The sequence below is a fragment of the Rhodanobacter sp. FW021-MT20 genome (assembly GCF_041107475.1).
GTDB classification, from domain to species: Bacteria; Pseudomonadota; Gammaproteobacteria; order Xanthomonadales; family Rhodanobacteraceae; genus Rhodanobacter_A; species Rhodanobacter_A glycinis.
In genome coordinates, this window is record NZ_JBGBPX010000009.1 from 119449 (window position 1) to 138450 (window position 19002).

General features: G+C 64.5%; 8 protein-coding genes, 1 tRNA gene and 2 pseudogenes. 6 read left to right on the forward strand and 5 right to left on the reverse strand.

The genetic code is table 11. The annotated features are described in order from the left end of the window. Window positions 1-257: 257 nt before the first annotated feature. Window positions 258-5180 carry an NAD-glutamate dehydrogenase gene (locus AB7849_RS11445; RefSeq protein ID WP_369501082.1) on the reverse strand — a complete coding sequence of 1641 codons (4923 nt, stop codon included), beginning with the start codon at window positions 5178-5180 and terminating at the stop codon, window positions 258-260. 513 nt (window positions 5181-5693) lie between these two features. Here AB7849_RS11445 and AB7849_RS11450 point away from each other — a divergent pair. Then, window positions 5694-6926 carry an efflux RND transporter periplasmic adaptor subunit gene (locus AB7849_RS11450; protein WP_369501083.1) on the forward strand — a complete coding sequence of 411 codons (1233 nt, stop codon included), beginning with the start codon at window positions 5694-5696 and terminating at the stop codon, window positions 6924-6926. Between the two features lie 15 nt (window positions 6927-6941). Continuing rightward, window positions 6942-10121 (forward strand): annotated as a pseudogene (locus tag AB7849_RS11455) (multidrug efflux RND transporter permease subunit). A 333-nt stretch (window positions 10122-10454) separates the two neighbouring features. On the opposite strand, the gene AB7849_RS11460 reads toward AB7849_RS11455, so the two are convergent. Beyond that, a complete protein-coding gene (locus tag AB7849_RS11460; RefSeq protein ID WP_008215735.1) occupies window positions 10455-11615 on the reverse strand; it encodes an acyl-CoA dehydrogenase family protein in 1161 nt (386 codons plus the stop codon). A 226-nt stretch (window positions 11616-11841) separates the two neighbouring features. Here AB7849_RS11460 and AB7849_RS11465 point away from each other — a divergent pair, with 226 nt between their 5' ends. The 3 genes from AB7849_RS11465 to metH all read left to right on the forward strand — a co-directional run bounded on the left by AB7849_RS11465 (window position 11842) and on the right by metH (window position 16859). Next, entirely contained in the window at window positions 11842-12768 is a 927-nt protein-coding gene (locus AB7849_RS11465) for a metalloregulator ArsR/SmtB family transcription factor (RefSeq protein ID WP_147627055.1), read from the forward strand. A 10-nt stretch (window positions 12769-12778) separates the two neighbouring features. Then, the gene (locus AB7849_RS11470; RefSeq protein ID WP_008209528.1) at window positions 12779-13873 is read left to right on the forward strand and encodes a homocysteine S-methyltransferase family protein; all 1095 of its coding nucleotides are present in this window, start codon (window positions 12779-12781) and stop codon (window positions 13871-13873) included. A 178-nt stretch (window positions 13874-14051) separates the two neighbouring features. Then, a complete protein-coding gene (gene metH, locus AB7849_RS11475; RefSeq protein WP_369501084.1) occupies window positions 14052-16859 on the forward strand; it encodes a methionine synthase in 2808 nt (935 codons plus the stop codon). Between the two features lie 100 nt (window positions 16860-16959). Here the strand turns inward: metH and AB7849_RS11480 are convergent, their stop codons facing one another. Beyond that, window positions 16960-17280: a lipid-A-disaccharide synthase N-terminal domain-containing protein gene (locus tag AB7849_RS11480; RefSeq protein ID WP_008209535.1), complete on the reverse strand. Its 321-nt coding sequence runs from the start codon at window positions 17278-17280 to the stop codon at window positions 16960-16962. A gap of 129 nt (window positions 17281-17409) precedes the next feature. On the opposite strand from AB7849_RS11480, the gene AB7849_RS11485 reads away from it, so the two are divergent. Beyond that, window positions 17410-17484 (forward strand) — tRNA-Val (locus tag AB7849_RS11485). A 101-nt stretch (window positions 17485-17585) separates the two neighbouring features. On the opposite strand, the gene AB7849_RS11490 is transcribed toward AB7849_RS11485, so the two are convergent. Next, window positions 17586-18173 carry a hypothetical protein gene (locus AB7849_RS11490; protein ID WP_192810811.1) on the reverse strand — a complete coding sequence of 196 codons (588 nt, stop codon included), beginning with the start codon at window positions 18171-18173 and terminating at the stop codon, window positions 17586-17588. A 104-nt stretch (window positions 18174-18277) separates the two neighbouring features. After that, window positions 18278-18868 (reverse strand): annotated as a pseudogene (locus AB7849_RS11495) (hypothetical protein); the annotation flags it as partial. Window positions 18869-19002: the final 134 nt, after the last annotated feature.

The following is a 19002-nucleotide window of genomic DNA, read 5'->3' on the forward strand; positions in this document are numbered from 1 at the left end:
TCGGCATGTGGCGACGGTCCAACCAGCTTACCGTAGGAGCCCCTTCACGGGCGATATTCACGAGCCCGGGTCCTCCCAACACTTGCCTGCAGGAGCCCGCTCGCGGGCGATGCTTTTCACCTCGCGGATGCCATGCCAAAAGCATCGCCCGCGTGCGGGCTTCTACAAGTAATGTCACGTGGGAGCGGGGCCAAAAGAAACGCCCGATGACCTTGCGGGCACCGGGCGTTCTTTACTGCACGACGATGGAAGGTTCCTCAGCCCACCGGCACCTGGGCCAGCTGCGCCAGACGGCGGACCGCGACCGAGGCGATCGGGTAGTCCGCGTTCTGGGTGAGGATTTCCGCCAGCATGCTGCGGGTGTACTGCAGCGTGGCGTCGTCGCGTTGCAGCCAGGCCTGTACCGGCGAAACACCCTTGCTTTCACCAGCCAGGGCCAACACCTGCGACGCCAGCGCACGATGCTGGTGGTTCAGCTCGTCCAGCAGCGAACCGCGCGCCTGGGCGTGCCAGTGGCCTTCCACCGGCAGCGCCTCGATCTGGTCGCGCAGCCACTCGAGATCGAGCGCCTCGCCCAGCTCGTAGAACACGCCGGCCACCTTCTCCACTGGCTGACCGCTCTGCTGCGCCACTTCGACCATGTCCAGCGCGGCACGCAGTTCGGTGATGCGGGCCAGGCGCAGGGCCAGCTCGGCCGGCAGGCCCAGGCCTTCCCACTTTTCCTGGCTGGACTCGAAATCGCCCTTGCCGGTGAGCGTGAGCGCACCCGGCAATGCCATGCGCAACGCGGACACGCCGGTGTTGTAGCGCTCCACGTTGGCGGCGATGTCCAGCGTGCCGCCGGGACGGTTGAGCAACCAGCGCGTCAGGTGGCGCAACAACGACCAGATCTGCATGATCGCGTCGATCTGCGTGCTCTCGGCTACCTTGCTGTCCTGCGCCTCGATCTGCGCCCACAGCTCGCGTGCCTCGAGGATCTCGCGCGCGGCGGTATACGCCTTGGCGATCGCCGCCGGACCCTGCCCGGTGTCTTCCTGCATGCGCATCATGAAGGTGGCGCCCATGCGGTTGATCGTCGAGTTGGTCACCGCGGTGGCGATGATCTCGCGCTTCAGGCGATGGCGCTGCATGTGCGCGGCGTACTTCTCGTGCAGCGGCGCGGGGAAGTAGCGCACCAGCTCCTTGGAGAGGTACGGGTCTTCCGGCACGTCCGAGGCGAGCAGCTGCTGGAACAGGCGGATCTTGTCGTAGGACAGCAGTACCGACAGCTCCGGCCGGGTCATGCCCTGCCCGCGCGCCTTGCGCTCGGTCAGTTCGGCTTCGCCGGGCAGGTTCTCGACCTGGCGATCCAGCGTGCCCTCGGCTTCCAGCGTGCGGATGAAGTGGGCCAGCGAACCGATGCGGTGCGCCGACTGGTGCTCCATCAGGGTGATCGCCTGGTTCTGGCGATAGTTGTCCCACAGCACCAGCTGGCCGACCTCGTCGGTCATCGACGCCAGCTGGGTATTGCGACCGTCGAAGCTCAACTCGCCGCGCTGCACGGCATCGTTGAGCAGGATCTTGATGTTCACCTCGTGGTCGGAGGTGTCCACGCCGGCGGAGTTGTCGATGAAGTCGGTGTTGAGCAGCACGCCCTGGTGTGCCGCTTCGATGCGCCCCTTCTGGGTGAAGCCCAGGTTGCCGCCTTCGCCCACGATCTTGCAACGCAGCTCCCCGCCGTTGATGCGGATGGCGTTGTTGGCGCGATCGCCCACGTCAGCCTGCGTTTCGACCGACGATTTCACGTAAGTACCGATGCCGCCGTTCCACAGCAGGTCGACCGGCGCCTTGAGAATGGCGCTGAGCAATTCGTTCGGCGACAGGTGTTCGACATCGGCCTTCAGACCCAGCACCGTACGCACTTCCGGTGAAATCGGAATCGATTTCACGCTGCGCGGATAGATGCCGCCACCGGCGGAGATCAGCGACTTGTCGTAATCCTCCCAGCTCGAGCGCGGCACCTTGAACATGCGCTGGCGCTCGACGAAGGACTTCGCCGCATCGGGGTTCGGGTCGAGGAAGATGTGGCGATAGTCGAACGCGGCCAGCAGGCGGATGTGCTCGGACAGCAGCATGCCGTTGCCGAACACGTCGCCGGACATGTCGCCGATGCCCACGCAGGTGAAGTCCTCGCTCTGGCTGTCGCGGCCCAGTGCACGGAAGTGGCGCTTGACCGACTCCCACGCACCCTTGGCGGTGATGCCCATGCCCTTGTGGTCGTAACCGTGCGAACCGCCGGAAGCGAACGCGTCATCCAGCCAGTAGCCGTGCTCGGTGGAGATGGCGTTGGCGATATCGGAGAACGTGGCTGTGCCCTTGTCGGCGGCCACCACCAGATACGGGTCATCCTCGTCGTGGCGCACCACGTCGTGCGGCGGCACCAGCTTGCCTTCGACCAGGTTGTCGGTGATATCCAGCAGGCCGTTGATGAACAGCTTGTAGCAGGCGATGCCCTCGGCCTGCTGCGCGTCGCGGTCGCCGCCCACCGGCGGCTTCTTGACGAAGAAGCCACCCTTGGAGCCCACCGGCACGATCACGGTGTTCTTCACCATCTGCGCCTTGACCAGGCCCAGCACCTCGGTTCGGAAATCCTCGCGGCGGTCGGACCAGCGCAGGCCACCGCGCGCCACGGCGCCGAAGCGCAGGTGGATACCCTCAACCCGCGGCGAGTACACCCAGATCTCGCGGAACGGCACCGGCTTGGGCGCGTCCGGGACCTGGTGCGAATCGAACTTGAAGCTGATGTAGTGACGCGCGGCGCCATTCCACAGCTGGAAGTAGCTGGTACGCAGCGTGGCATGGATCACGTCCATGTAGCTCTTGATGATGCGCTCGTCGTCGAGGCTGGCCACGTTGTCCAGCAACGACTTCAGGGCATCCCACAGCACCTCGACCTGCTGCGCGCGCGGCTTGGCCAACACGGCGACCATGCCGTCGATCAGCTCGGGCTTCGCCTTCTGCGTGGCTTCCGGGATCAGCGCCTTCATCTCGCGACGCAGCGCTTCGCCAGCCTGCTCGCGGGTCGCGGCGTCGAGCTGCTCGCGCTGCGGGTCGAACTTGGCGTTGAACAGCTCGATCAGCACGCCGGCGATGGCCGGATAGCGGTTGAGCGTTTCTTCCATGTAGGTCTGCGAGAACGCGATGCCCACCTGCTGCAGGTACTTGCAGTAACCGCGCAGCACCGCCACCTGGCGCCAGTCGGCCTGCGCCGACAGCACCAGGTTGTTGAAACCGTCGCTCTCGGCCTGGCCACGCCACAAGGCCTCGAAACCGCGCTCGAAGCGCTCGGCCACATGCGCCAGCTCGAACGCCATCGGCGCTTTCGGCTTCAGCTCGAAATCATGGATGGTCAGCGGACGCTCATCACTCTCCAGCGTGTAGACATGCTCGGCCAGCATGCGCACGCCCATGTTCTCCAGCATCGGCAAGGCTTCGGACAGCGGAATCGGCGCGCCGAAGTGGATCACCTTGAAGCGCAGGCTCTGGTCGCGCGCGTCCTGGTACAACTGCACGTGCAGTGCATCGTCGGCCTTCAGCGTAGCCATGGCACGCACATCGGAAGCGGCCGCTTCGGGCGACACTTCCTCGATGTAGCCGGCCGGCAACACCTTGCCGAAACGGTTGAGCAAGGCCACGCCCTGCGCCTCGCCGAGATCACGCACGAGGTTTTCGCGCAAGCTGTCGTGCCAGTTGCGCACGATCTGCAGCAAGCGGTTTTCCAGCTCGTGCACATCGAACACCGGCTGGTCGCCCGGGTGCGGACGCACGGTGACATGCAGCCGTGCCAGCGCGGATTCGCCCATCAGCACGTTGGAATCCAGGCTTTCGCCATGGAAGGTTTCGCGCAGCATCGCCTCGATGCGCTCGCGCACCGTGGTGCTGAAGCGCTCGCGCGGCACGAACACCAGGCAGGTGAAGAAGCGACCATAACGGTCGCGACGCACGAACAAGCGGGTCTGCGCACGCTGGCGCAGTTCGAGGATGCCGGTGGAAACGGCCAGCAATTCATCCTCGCTGCCCTGGAACAGTTCGTCGTGCGGCAACGTCTCCACGATGTGGCGCAGCGACTTGCCCGAATAGGCATCGCGCTTCAGGCCGGAACGCGACAGCACCGCTTCCACCTTGTGACGCACCAGCGGCACGTCCTGCGGGCGCGCCATGTAGGCATTGGAGGAGAACAGGCCGAGGAAGCGTTGCTCCGAGACCGGCTTGCCAGCGGCGTCGAACTGCAGCACGCCGATGTAATCCATGTGACCGGCGCGATGCACATGCGAGCGCGCGTTGGTCTTGGTCAGGATGATCGCGTCGGTGGCGCCGGAATGCGGCAGCTCGCTCGCCGCCAGGGTGCGCAGCGAACGCGGTGCCACCGAGCGCTCGCGACCGCGCAGGATGCCCATGCCCGACGCATCGCGCGCGCGCAGCACGCGGTCGCCTTCCGCTTCGGTCACTTCATATTCGCGGTAACCGAGGAAAGTGAAGTTGTCGTCGGCCAGCCAACGCAGGAATTCCGACGCCTCGTGCGCTTCTTCCGGGTCCAGCGCCGGCTTGCGCTGCGGCAGTTCCCCGGCGATCGCCAGCATCTTGCTGCGCATCGCGGCCCAGTCGTCCACGGCCAGCCGCACATCGTCCAGCGCCGCTTCCACGCCGGCGCGCAGTTGTTCCTGCGCAGCCTGGTCGGCCAACGGGTCGATCTCGAAGTACATCACCGACTCGGCATGGCCGGCCGCATCGTCAAAGCGCTGCAGGCGCCCCGCAGCATCACGCACTGCCTTGAGTACGGGATGGATCACCACGTGGATCGACGTGCTGGCCGAAACCACCATGCTTACCGTGTCGACCAGGAACGGCATGTCGTCGGTCACCACCTGCAACAGGTGACGGCCACCGACATCGGCGGATACCACCCGCACGGAGGCCCGACCCGGCTCGCGCTGCTGCACGAAATCGAGCAGGCCGGCGATCAACGTGGCCCAGGTCGCCGGCGCGTGCAGCGCGCAATCATTGGCGGACACCCGCGCGAAAAAGGCGCTGATAAAAAATTGCGCCTCATCAAGGCGCTGGGTCGGGAAACCGCTTTTTTTCAGTTCCTGGAAAACTTCGGATGGCAGGGGAACGTCGCTAGCCGCACGGATCGCATTCATGGCACTCAACTGTCAGTGGAAACGGAATGGGTGAGAGCAAAAATCCGTTAAAGGATACGCCTCGACATTCCGCTTATCCATAAGACGAGCCATGCGTGGGCGCATGGCAAACGCGTTCCCGAAGATCCATCGCGACGACATCCGGACACGTCGACGTTGCACCCACGCGACTTGACTTGCGCTGTCACCACGAGGCGACGCCCCCCCCACCCGCACGCATCGTGGCGCCCGTCGTTCACCTGCAGTTTCGTATCGCATGCCGCTACCCGCGCCGTGAGGCTTTGCGCAACGCACATGGGACTGGATTCATGCGCGCGACAAATTGTAAACTGGTCGGTATAGTCTGCTGCATCACCACGCCTGACGAGCGTGGTTCAGACTGTATTCGACGAAGCACGACGAACGACACGTGACGCGCGATTCCCGCGCGACGAAGATGGCGAACGTCATGCGTCGGACACAGCGTGCGCAGACGTACCCCCACCCGTTAAAGAAGCCTCAATTGGAGCTCACATGAAGTCTTCGTCATTGCGCACACCCGCGCTCTGCCTCGGCCTGCTGGCGTTGGCAGCCTGCAGCAAGGGCAAGCAGCAGGGAGCGCCGCAGATGCCGCCGCCGCAAGTCGGCGTGATCACTGTGCAGCCCCAGAACGCACCGCTGACCAAGGACCTGGTCGGTCGCCTGTCCTCCTATCGCAGCGCCGATGTGCGCGCCCGCGTTGCCGGCGTGCTGCTCAAGCGCGTGTATACCGAAGGCAGCGAGGTGAAGAAGGGTCAGTTGCTGTTCCAGATCGACCCGGCCCCGCTGAAGGCCACCCTGCGTGCCGCACAGGCATCGCTGGCCCAGGCCCAGGCCACCTACACCAACGCCCACGTCAACGCACAGCGTTCGCGTGAGCTGGCGCCCAAGGGCTACATCTCCAAGGCCGACCTGGACAATGCGCTGGCCACCGAGCGTACGGCCGCCGCTTCCGTGCAGGCCGCACGCGCCGACGTGGAAACTGCACGCATCAATCTCGGCTATGCCAACGTCACCTCGCCCATTGATGGCCGCGCCGGCCAGCAACAGGTGACCGAGGGTGCCCTCGTCGGCAACGGCACGGCCACCCTGCTTACCACGGTCGACCAGCTCGACCCGCTGTACGTCAACTTCAGCCTGAGCGTGTCCGAGCTGGACCAGATGCATCAGGCGCAGAGCAAGGGCAACGTTAGCCTGAGCCAGACCGACAAGGCCAGCGCGCAGATCACCCTGCCCGACGGCACGCCGTACAGCGAGCCCGCCACGCTCGATTTCTCCGACACCGCGGTGAACCCGTCCACCGGCGCGGTGAACCTGCGCGCCCTGGTACCCAATCCGCAGCATCGCCTGTTGCCGGGTATGTACGTCACGCTGAAGGCCAAGCTGGGCGAGCACCACAATGTGTTCGTGATTCCGCAGGCCGCGGTGCTGCGCGACACGGTGGGCGCCTACGTGCTGGCGGTCGGTGATCAGGACAAGGTCGTGCGCCACGACATCAACGCCGTATCCATGAGTGGCAGCGACTGGATCGTCAACAGCGGCCTTGCCGCCGGCGAGAAAATCATCGTGTCCGGGATCCAGAACGTGCATGAAGGCATCGCCGTCAAGACCACGCCATGGCAAGCCCCCAAGGCAGCATCGAAGGGCGCGCCCGCCGGCGCCGCCCCCAGCGGTGCAGCCCCTGCCGCCACCGCCAAGGCTCCGGCCGGCGCGGCGCACGGCAAGTAACGGAGCGCATACGACATGCCGAGTTTTTTCATCGACCGCCCGATTTTCGCCTGGGTGGTGGCCATCCTCATTTCGCTGGGCGGCATCCTCTCCATCCTCAATCTGGGCGTGGAGTCGTATCCCGATATCGCGCCACCGTCGGTGACGGTCACGGCCACCTATCCGGGTGCCAGTGCCGACACCACCGAAAAGACGGTGACCCAGGTCATCGAGCAGCAGCTCACCGGCATCGACCACCTGCTGTACTTCAGCTCGTCGTCCAGCGCCACCGGCCGCGCGCAGATCACGCTGACCTTCGAAAGCGGCACCGACCCCGACATCGCCCAGGTGCAGGTGCAGAACAAGGTGGCGCTGGCCACCCCGCGCCTACCGTCCGAGGTGACCCAACAGGGCGTGGTGGTGGCCAAGGCCAACGCCGGCTTCCTGATGGTGATCGCGCTGAAGTCGGACAATCCGAGCATCGACCGTGACCGCCTGAACGACATCGTCGGTTCGCGGGTGCTGGACTAGATTGCCCGCGTTCCGGGCGTCGGCAGCACCCAGCAGTTCGGTTCCGAATACGCCATGCGCATCTGGCTGAACCCGGACAAGCTGCAGGGCTATGGCCTGTCGGCCACGCAGGTGCTTGCCGCGGTGAAGGCGCAGAACGTGCAGTTCGCCGCCGGCTCGCTCGGTTCGGACCCGGCCATCCCGGGCCAGGGCTTTACCGCCACGGTCTCCACCGAGGGCCGCTTCACCACGCCCGAGCAGTTCAAGAGCATCATCCTGCGCGAGAACAGCGACGGCACCGCGGTAACCCTGGGCGACGTCGCACGGGTCGAGTTCGGTCCGAACAATTACGGCTTCGACACCCAGTGGGACGGCAAGCCGATCGGCGCCTTCGCGATCCAGTTGCTGCCCGGTGCCAATGCGCTCAACGTGGCCACCGCCGTGCGCGCCAAGATGGCCGAGCTGGCACCCAGCTTCCCGCAAGGCGTCACCTGGTTCAGCCCGTACGACAGCACTGCCTTCGTCACCATCTCCATCAACGAGGTGGTGCACACGCTGGTCGAGGCGATCATCCTGGTGTTCCTGGTGATGCTGCTGTTCCTGCAGAACATCCGCGCCACCATCATTCCGACCCTGGTGATCCCGGTCGCGTTGCTGGGCACCTTCCTCGGCATGCTGGTGCTCGGCTTCACCATCAACCAGCTGACCCTGTTCGGCATGGTGCTGGCCATCGGCATCGTGGTGGACGACGCGATCGTGGTGATCGAGAACGTCGAACGCATCATGACCGAGGAAAACCTCTCGCCGAAGGACGCCACGCGCAAGGCGATGGGCCAGATCACCGGCGCGGTGGTGGCGATCACCGTGGTGCTGGCGGCGGTATTCATTCCGTCGTCGCTGCAGCCGGGTGCCTCGGGCATCATCTACAAGCAGTTCGCGCTGACCATCGCGATGTCGATGGGTTTCTCGGCGTTCCTTGCGCTGTCGTTCACCCCGGCACTGTGCGCCAGCTTCCTGCAGCCGGAGCACCACAAGAAGAAGAACGTCGTTTTCCGCAAGTTCAACGAGTTCTTCGACTGGACCACGCACACCTACACCGGCCATATCGGCAGCGCGGTGAAACACGCGCCACGCTGGATGCTGGTGTTCGTGATCATCGCGGTGCTGGGCGGCTTCCTGTACACGCGCCTGCCCGGCAGCTTCCTGCCCGAGGAAGACCAGGGCTACGCCCTGTCGGTGATCCAGCTGCCGCCAGGTGCCACCAAGCAGCGCACCAGCGAGGTGATGGCGCAGATGCGCGCGATCCTGAAGAAGGATCCCGCCGTGGAAGGTGTGCTGCAGGTGACCGGCTTCAGCTTCATCGGTTCCGGCGAAAACGCGGGCATGGCCTTCATCAAGCTGAAGGACTGGGCCAAGCGTGACGTCACCGCGATGCAATTCATCCAGCGCGCCAACATGCAGCTGCACAGCATCAGCGATGCCCGCATCTTCGTGGTGAACATTCCCACCGTGCAGGGTCTGGGCCAGTTCGGCGGCTTCGACATGTACCTGCAGGATCGCGGCGGCGCTGGCCGTGACGCCCTGACCCAAGCCCGCAACATTCTGCTGGGCAAGGCCAGCAAGGACCCGGTACTGACCGGCGTACGCCCCAACGCACTGGAGGATTCACCCCAGTTGCACCTGGACGTGGATCGCCTGCAGGCGCAGTCGATGGGCCTGTCGGTGGGTGACATCTACAACGCGATCAGTCTGATGCTGGCACCGGTGTACGTGAACGACTTCACCTACGGCGGGCGTGTCAAGCGCGTCATCATGCAGGCCGACGCGCCCTACCGCATGGGACCGGACGCGTTGCAGCACATCTTCACGCCCAGCAGCACGCAGACCAACGCCGACGGTACGCCGGCGATGATTCCGCTGGCCAACGTGGTGCATTCGCAGTGGGAAGTGTCCTCGCCATCGCTGACGCGTTACAACGGCTATCCGGCCGTGGAAATCGTCGGCTCGCCAGCGCCAGGGCATGCCTCGGGCGAGGCCATGAGCGAGATGGAGAAGATCGTCAACAACGACCTGCCGCGTGGCTACGGCTATGACTGGACCGGTCAGTCGTATCAGGAAATCCTGTCCGGCAATGCCGCCACGCTGCTGATGGTGCTGTCGATCTTCATCGTGTTCCTGGCACTGGCTGCACTGTACGAGAGCTGGTCGATCCCGGTAGCGGTGCTGCTGGTGGTGCCACTGGGCCTGCTCGGCGTGGTGGTGTTCACCCTGCTGCGCGGCCTGCCCGATGACATCTACTTCAAGATTGGCCTGATCACGGTGATCGGCCTGGCTGCGAAGAACGCGATCCTGATCGTCGAATTCGCGGTGGCCGAACAGAAGTCCGGGCGTACCTTGCGCGAAGCCACCGTCGACGCGGCCCGGTTGCGACTGCGCCCGATCCTGATGACCTCGCTGGCGTTCATCCTCGGTGTGTTCCCGTTGTTCATCTCCACCGGCGCGGGCGCCAACGCTCGCCACGCCATCGGTACCGGCGTGATCGGCGGCATGCTGTTCGCCACCTTCCTCGGCGTGCTGCTGATCCCGGTGTTCTACATCGTGGTCCGCCGCCTGCTGGGCGACAAGCTCGACGGCGATGACACCCCGCAGACGGCTTCCGGCACGGGCATGCAGTCGTTCGACTCCGACCCGCGACGCGAGCATTGAAGGCAGGAGTGAGTGGAGAGGAGTGAGGAGTGAGAGAAAAGCTCGCCTCACTTCCCTCCACCGCAAGACACCAACAAAAAGGCCCCGGCGCAAGCCGGGGCCTTTTTGTATCCGCATGCTTGCATGCAAACCGGCACGAGCGGCTTCAGCCGCAATGCTCTCCAAGATGCTGGACGCCACGCCAAAGCATCGCGGCTGAAGCCACTCCTACAGAGCCAAGCAAAAGGCCCCGGTTCACACTGGGGCCTTTTGCAACCGTGTCATGCTGCAGCACAAGCGAGAAAGTGCGAGCTTTCTCTCACTCCTCACTCCCCTCCACTCACTCCTCGCTCTTCAGCGCAACCCCGTCTCGTTGCGTGCAATCACGATGCGCTGGATTTCGCTGGTGCCTTCGTAGATCTCGGTGATCTTGGCGTCACGGAAGTAGCGTTCCAGCGGCAGTTCCCTGGAATAGCCCATGCCGCCATGGATCTGCACGGCCTGGTGGCTGATCCACATCGCCGCTTCGGACGCGGTGAGCTTGGCCACGGCGGCCTCGGTGCCGAAGCGGCCACCGTTCTTTTCCGCCTCGCCCTTGGTCCAGGCCGCGCGCAAGGTCAGCAAGGTCGCGGCATCGAGCTTGCACTTCATGTCGGCGATCTTGGACTGGGTCATCTGGAACGTGCCGATCGGTGCACCGAAAGCCTTGCGCTCGCGCGACCATTCCAGCGTCGCCTCGTAGGCGGCACGAGCGATGCCGACAGCCTGCGAGGCAATCCCGATGCGACCGGCATCGAGCACACCCATCGCGATCGAGAAGCCCTTGCCCTCGGCGCCCAGCAGATCGTCCTTCGAGCACACGTAGTCGTTGAACTCGATCTCGCAGGTGGCCGAGGCGCGGATGCCCAGCTTCGGCTCGGTCTTGCCGGCGTGGAAGCCCGGCTTTTGCGTGTCGATGATGAAAGCCGATACACCCTTGGCGCCGATGCCCGGCGTCGAGATCGCGAACAACACGATGTAGCGGCACACCGGACCGGAAGTAATCCAGCTTTTCTTGCCGTTGATGACGTAGTCGCCATCGGCATTCTTCGTGGCACGGGTATGCATGGCCGAGGCGTCGGAGCCGGACTGCGGCTCGGTCAGCGCGTAGGCGCCAATCGCCTCGCCCTGCGCGATCGCACGCACGTATTTCTGCTTCTGCTCCTCGCTGCCGTGTTTGAGGATGCCGTTGCAGAACAGCGAATTGTTCACGCTCATCACAGTGGCCGTGGCCGCGTCGGCCGCGGCGATCTCGATCATCGCCAGCACGTAGGCCACCGGGTCCATGCCCGCGCCGCCGTACTCGTGCGGCACCTCGATGCCCATCAAGCCGAGCTGGCCCATCTCGCGGATGTTGTCCAGCGGGAACTCGCCCTTGGCATCCAGCTCGGCCGCCACCGGCGCGATGCGCTTCTGGGCGAAGTCACGGGCAATCGACTGGATCGACAACTGGTCTTCGGTAAAGCTGAAATCCATGGGAGACTCCGGCAACGTCAAATGGGGAAGGGAAAGCCGCCCATTCTAACGGCAGCCCCGCTCGAACCCTTGTGCGCATGCAGCAGAGGGCGAGAAGTGAGTGAAGGGTATGTAGCTCAAGGCTCTCTCTCGCTCCTCACTCCTCTTCACTCACTCCCGGCTCTTGACGCAGCGCGGGATGGCGCCTAGCCTTGTAAATCTCTTTATCGCGATAGATGGATAACACATGGATCTGGCCACCGCCTCCAGCGTGCTGCGCCTGCTGGCCGACCCCACGCGCGTGCGCCTGCTGGCCCTGCTCGAACGCGAGGAGCTGACCGTGGCCGAGCTAGCCTCGGTATTGCACCTGGCCCAGCCGCGCGTATCCACCCATCTGGCCAAGCTCAAGGAAGCCGAACTCGTGCGCGATCGCCGCGCCGGCGTCTCCGCCTACTACCGCGCCAACAACGACGGCGACAACCACCATCACACCCTGCTGCACTCGCTGCGCGAAAGCATCGACGATGCCTTGCTGCGCGAAGATGCCGCCCGCCTGCCCAGCGTGCTGGCCAACCGCGCCCGCGAAGAGGGTTGGGCCGACACCGTTGCCGGCGACATGGAGCGCCACTACTCGCCCGGCCGCACCTGGGAAACGCTGGCCCGTTCCCTGTTGCAGCTGCTGGAAACTGGCGACGTGCTCGACATCGCCTCCGGCGACGGCATCACCGCCGAACTGCTGGCGCCGCATGCGCGCTCCATCGTCTGCGTGGATTCCAGCGAGCGCGTGGCCGAAGCGGCAGCCAAGCGACTCAAGCCGTTTGGCAACGTCAAGGTCATCCACGGCGACATGCATGCCCTCGACCTCGGCGCGCAACGATTCGACCTGGTGCTGATGCTGCATGCGCTGACCTACGCCGAGCAGCCCGCCGTCGCCGTGGCCGAAGCCGCGCGCCTGCTGCGCCGCGGCGGCCGGCTGCTGGCGGTGACCCTGGGCAAGCACGACCACCGCGCCGTCGTCGAACCGTTCGACCACCGCAACCTCGGTTTCGCCCAGGCCGAACTGGAAGGTTTCGCCAATGCCGCCGGCCTGGATGTGCTCAGCTGCGCGCGGCTCAGCCGCGAGCGCAAGGCGCCGCATTTCGAAGTCATCAGCCTGCTGGCACAGAAGAAATAAGGATCCCTCGATGAGCGCCCTCCCCTGGCTTCACCCGGACCGCGTCGCCCTGCTCGAAGCGGCGCTGCGCGAGCGCATCCTGATCCTCGACGGCGGCATGGGCACCATGCTGCAAGGCCATCAGCTGGACGAATCCGGCTTCCGCGGCGAACGTTTCGAGCACGGTCACGACAGTGCGCATGCCCATGACGGCCACGCCCATGACCACCACGGCGGCTGCGATCTCAAGGGCGACAACGACCTGCTCACCCTGACCCAGCCGGAGATCATCCGCGGCGTGCACGAAGCCTACTTCGAGGCCGGCGCCGATCTGGTCGAAACCAACACCTTCAACGCCACCCGCATCAGCCAGGCCGACTATCACCTGCAGCACATCGCGTACGAGTTGAATCGCGAAGGTGCGCGGCTGGCCCGTGCCGCCGCCGATCTGTTCAGCGCGAAGACGCCGGAGCAACCGCGCTTCGTGATCGGTGTGCTCGGCCCCACCAGCCGCACCGCCTCGCTGTCGCCGGATGTCAACGACCCCGGCTTCCGCAACGTCACCTTCGAGGAACTGGCCGAGAACTACACCGAATCCGCCAGCGGGCTGATCGACGGCGGCGCCGACGTGCTGATGGTGGAAACCATCTTCGATACCTTGAACGCCAAGGCTGCGCTGTTCGCGCTGTCCGAACTGTTCCGTGCGCGCGGCGCGCGGTTGCCGTTGATGATTTCCGGCACCATCACCGACCGCTCCGGCCGCACCCTTTCCGGCCAGACCGCCGAAGCGTTCTATTACTCGGTGCGCCACGCGCGGCCGTTGTCGGTCGGCTTCAACTGCGCGCTCGGTGCCGAAGACCTGCGCCCGCACATCCAGACCATATCCGGGGTTGCCGAGTGCCACATCAGCACGCACCCCAACGCCGGCCTGCCGAATGCCTTCGGCGAATACGACGAGACCCCGGAACAGATGGCCGCCGTTATCGGCAGCTTCGCCCGCGAAGGCCTGCTCAACCTGGTTGGTGGCTGCTGCGGCACCACGCCGGCACATATCAAGGCGATTGCGGAAGCGGTGCGTGGCGTGGCGCCGCGAGCGTTGCCCACCGAAGCTCAGGAAGCCGCATGAGACACGCCCGCCGCGCCTTGCTCCCTCTCCCCGCCGGGGAGAGGGTTGAGGTGAGAGGCCAACCGTGGCTCGGCCCGACAACGAAGCGCGTGCAAATCACCTCTCACGCGAGCACCCGCCCCTCACCTCAATCCTCTCCCCACGGGGGAGAGGAGGCCAACGCAAGAAGCATGTCCTCATGAGTACCCGTCACACCCGCCTGTCCGGTCTCGAGCCGCTGGTCCTCACGCCCGACCTGCTGTTCATCAACGTGGGCGAGCGCACCAATGTCACCGGTTCGGCCAAGTTCAAGAAGCTGATCAAGGAGGATCGCTACGAGGAAGCCGTCGAGGTGGCACGCCAGCAGGTGGAGAACGGTGCGCAGATCATCGACGTGAACATGGACGAAGGCCTGATCGACTCCGAAGCGGCGATGGTGCGCTTCCTCAACCTGATCGCCGCGGAGCCCGATATCGCCCGCGTGCCGGTGATGGTCGATTCGTCGAAATGGACGGTGATCGAAGCCGGCCTGCGCTGCCTGCAGGGCAAGGGTATCGTCAACTCCATCTCGATGAAGGAAGGCGAGGCGGAGTTCCTGGACCACGCGCGCAAGGTGCAGCAATACGGCGCCGCCGCCGTGGTGATGGCCTTCGACGAACAAGGCCAGGCCGATACCTGCGAGCGCAAGGTATCCATCTGCGCGCGCGCCTACGAACTGCTCACCGGCGAGCTGGACTTCCTGCCCGAAGACATCATCTTCGACCCCAACATCTTCGCCATCGCCACCGGCATCGAGGAGCACAACAACTACGCGGTGGATTTCATCGAGGCCACCCGCGAGTTGAAGCGGCGCTTTCCGCACTGTCACATTTCCGGCGGCGTCTCCAACGTGTCGTTCTCGTTCCGCGGCAACGATACCGTGCGCGAGGCAATCCACTCGGTGTTCCTGTACCACGCTATCCAGGCCGGCATGGACATGGGCATCGTCAACGCCGGCGCGCTGGCGATCTACGACGAACTCGACGCCGAACTGCGCGAACGCGTCGAGGACGTGGTGCTCAACCGCCGCGACGACGCCACCGAGCGCCTGCTCGACATCGCCGACAACTACAAGAAGAAGAAAGGCGAAGTCGTCGTCGAGACGCTGGCCTGGCGCGAGAAAGATGTGCGCGCACGCCTCAGCCACGCCCTGGTGCACGGCATCGACCAATACGTGGTCGAGGATACCGAAGAGGCCCGCCAGCTCTCGACGCGTCCGCTCGACGTGATCGAGGGACCGCTGATGGACGGCATGAACGTGGTCGGCGACCTGTTCGGCGCCGGCAAGATGTTCCTGCCGCAGGTGGTCAAATCCGCGCGCGTGATGAAGAAGGCCGTAGCCTACCTGCTGCCCTACATCGAGGCGGAAAAGCTGCGCACCGGCGACACCGGCAAGAGCAACGGCAAGATCGTGATGGCCACAGTCAAGGGCGACGTGCACGACATCGGCAAGAACATCGTCGGCGTGGTGCTCCGCTGCAACAACTTCGACGTGACCGACCTGGGCGTGATGGTGCCGGCGCAAAAGATCCTCGACACCGCGATTGCCGAGAACGCCGACATGATCGGCCTGTCCGGCCTGATCACCCCGTCGCTGGAAGAAATGGCCAACGTCGCCAAGGAAATGCAGCGACGCGACTTCCACATCCCGCTGCTGATCGGCGGCGCCACCACCTCGCGCGCGCACACCGCACTGAAGATCGAGCCGCACTACAAGGCCGGTACCGTGTGGGTGAAGGATGCCTCGCGCGCGGTCGGCGTGGCGCAGTCGCTGGTCAGCAAGGAGCTGGTCGACGACTTCCTGGCCAAGGTGCGCGCCGACTACGTCGACGTGCGCGAACGCCATCGCAACCGCGGCCCCGGCAAGAAACTGGTGTCGCTGGAAAAAGCCCGCGCCCAGCGCTACCGCTGCGACTGGGCCAGCTACGAGCCGCCGCAGCCAAAACAGCCTGGCGTCACGGTATTCGACGACTACGACCTCTCGGTGATCCGCCAGTACATCGACTGGACCCCGTTCTTCCAGGCATGGGAACTGGCCGGTCACTACCCCGCCATCCTCACCGACGACGTGGTCGGCCCCCAGGCCAGCGAACTGTTCCGCGATGCCCAGGCGATGCTGGACAGGATCATCGCCGAAAAGTGGTTGACCGCCCGCGCCGTGATCGGCCTGTGGCCCGCGGCCAACATCGGCGACGACGTGGAGATCTACGAGCACCACTCCCTTCTCCCCTTGGGAGAAGGTGCCCAAAGGGCGGATGAGGGTACGACCGAAGCGAGGAATTCTGCTCCGACCGGCCCCTCACCCACCCCTTCGGGGCACCCTATCCCACGGGGAGAGGGAAAAGTCCTGGCCACCTTGCACAGCCTGCGCCAGCAGGCCGACAAGCCGCCCGAACGCCCCGACCTGTGCCTGGCCGATTTCATCGCGCCGAAGGAGTTCGACAAGCCCGACTGGATCGGCGGCTTCGCCGTCACTGCTGGCCTTGGCATCGAGGAGCACCTCAACCGCTTCCTGGCCGATTACGACGACTACTCCTCGATCATCCTCAAGGCCCTGGCCGACCGTCTCGCCGAGGCCTTCGCCGAGCACATGCACGAACGCGTACGCAAGGAATTCTGGGGCTTCGTGCCGGATGAGGCGCTCGACAATGATGACCTGATCGCCGAGAAATACCGCGGCATCCGCCCTGCTCCCGGCTACCCCGCGTGCCCCGAACACACCGAGAAAGCCACGCTGTTCCAGTTGCTGGACGCCACCAAGAACGCCGGCATCGAGCTCACCGAAGGCTTCTCGATGTACCCGGCTGCTGCCGTCTCCGGCTGGTACTACTCGCACCCGGACAGCCAGTACTTCGTGGTCGGCCGCCTCGGCAAGGAACAGGTCGAGGACTATGCCCGCCGCAAGGGCTGGACACTGCAGGAAGCCGAGCGCTGGCTGGCCTCCAATCTCGACTACGAACCGGAATGACCCCGTAGGAGCGCCCCCCTGTGCGCGATGCTTTCCGTCACCTGGCGAAGAGCCATCCCGCACAGGGTGCGCTCCTGCCAATGGGGCACGACAGATACTGTCACACCGTGGCGTCACCCGTGATCGCGTTCTTCCGATGCCGCAGGTGCACGATCAGGTTGTAGACCGAGACGAACACCGGGAAGAAATTCGAGAGAATGCCCACCGAATCGTTCTTGCCGGCGATGAAATAGGCCAGCAACAGCATGCTGCCGCACACCGACAGCACCCAGAACGCCAGCGGCATCACCACCCGCTTGTACTTGCGCGTGTAGTACAGCTGCACGAACCAGCGACTGGTAAACATCAGCGTACCGGCGAAGCCCACTATCTTCCACGGCGTCAACTGGAAGTGCTGCAACGCCTGCAGGACATGCGACATGTGAAATTCCTTGGATCGGTCGGCCTCGTGGGGCCGCCATTCTAGCAACGCCCGCCATTTCCGCCCCTTTCGCCGGCATCCACCAGTTGACCTCGGTCCCGTCACCCCGTATATTTGCGCGCTCTCGGCGGGCGGTTAGCTCAGCGGTAGAGCACTGCCTTCACACGGCAGGTGTCACAAGTTCGATCCTTGTACCGCCCACCAATTGAATCAACGACTTAGGCCACTTTAACGGGTGGCCTTTTTCGTTGTACGGACGCTGGTACGGAAACCGAATGTGGAACGTCAGCGTCGTGGATCGCCAGTCAACCCGGTAGCCGCATACCGCACCCCAGCCCGATCTCCGTAATCATCTCCGAACGGGTCGCCCCGAAGATCGCCAGCGCCGCTGCCAGCACCAGGTCGTCATGCGCGCCCGACCGTGCCCCGAAGATCGGGTTACCCGCCGTGCTGAAGCTCACGCGGAAGTCCTGCAGCTCGCGCGCCAGCGTTGCCGCGTCGGCAAGCTCAGGCTCAATCAACAACGCGCCTGAGTGCAACAGCGCCTGTATCCGGGAAATAAGCTCCAGCTTGCTGCAGTGCCAGCCGTCCATCGTGCGCGTGATGGAAGTGCCTGCGGTGATCGTGACCGCGTGCATGCGCTTCATGCGCGTTTGCTTGAACAGGTCGACCACGGCACGCCCCACGCCAGTGCCGTCGATGTAGGTTGACGCCTCAAACCTCGCCAGCGGATCACGACACAGCAAGCCAACGACGTGCGCCACTTGCGCCGGGTACGTCATGCCCAGCGGCAGCCGTTCAAGGTGGCGGATGCGATAGACCGGCGCGGGAAGTTTTGACGGCAGGTGCATCGCGCGTCGATTCCCTTCGCGTGGATCGTTGGGGTCGGTCACGCTGCAGGTTTCTCGCTCGACCACACATATGGCCGTCGGGTCAAACGCCTAACCTAGGTCGACGCCCATGTAATAGGCAAGCGTGCGGGTAATGTTGTCGTCTTTCATGTCCAGAGTGCTCCTCCAGTGGATTGCATGGCAGCTTCGATCAGCTCGCTGCTGAAAAAGGATTCATCGGTATCGACAAACTCACATTGAAACTCTTGCCTGTATTGCCATTCGCCGATCATCTTGCGTTCGTTCGCCAGCCAATCCGGGTCAATGCGCGGGCACTGGTCAGCGGTGATAATCGTGTGCTTCCAGCCTTCGCCGTGCGCCCAGGCCTCGTAAAAGAATCCTCGTTTACCGTAGGGCGTCGTTAGGCAGATCATGCGGCCCTGATTGGTCGCCAGCATCGGACGTATGCCGGTGAACAGCTCATCCTCGACGCGGCTTGCCTCATCGACCACGATCAGCTTCGGTGCGGAGTAGCCGCGAATGGTCGCTTCGGTGCCGGGCAATGCGATGATGCGCGAACCGTTCTCAAGCTCCATTCGCAGTGCGGACTCGGTAACGATCTTCGGTGCATCCGGCTGCGCGATGTAGATGTCTCGCACCTTGCGGAACAGCTCGACGCTTTGCCGTTGCGCGGGCGCCACCAGAAGCACCAGTCCGGGGTCATACAACGCCGTGTTGACGGCCAATCCGCCTACGGTGGTGGACTTGCCTGCCTAGCGGCTGCACAGGATCAAGTGACGGTCAGCATCGCTCAGCAGCAGATCGCGTTGCCAGTCGTCCGGCTCCATGCCGGCATTGCGCATGACCATTGTCGGGTCCAGGGCGCGCGCGA

Coding starts and splice junctions, on each gene's coding strand:
- AB7849_RS11470 (WP_008209528.1), top strand. CDS start 12,779: ATGAGCGCCCTCCCCTGGCTTCACCCGGACCGCGTCGCCCTGCTCGAA.
- AB7849_RS11480 (WP_008209535.1), bottom strand. CDS start 17,280: ATGTCGCATGTCCTGCAGGCGTTGCAGCACTTCCAGTTGACGCCGTGG.
- AB7849_RS11465 (WP_147627055.1), top strand. CDS start 11,842: ATGGATCTGGCCACCGCCTCCAGCGTGCTGCGCCTGCTGGCCGACCCC.
- AB7849_RS11460 (WP_008215735.1), bottom strand. CDS start 11,615: ATGGATTTCAGCTTTACCGAAGACCAGTTGTCGATCCAGTCGATTGCC.
- metH (WP_369501084.1), top strand. CDS start 14,052: ATGAGTACCCGTCACACCCGCCTGTCCGGTCTCGAGCCGCTGGTCCTC.
- AB7849_RS11445 (WP_369501082.1), bottom strand. CDS start 5,180: ATGAATGCGATCCGTGCGGCTAGCGACGTTCCCCTGCCATCCGAAGTT.
- AB7849_RS11450 (WP_369501083.1), top strand. CDS start 5,694: ATGAAGTCTTCGTCATTGCGCACACCCGCGCTCTGCCTCGGCCTGCTG.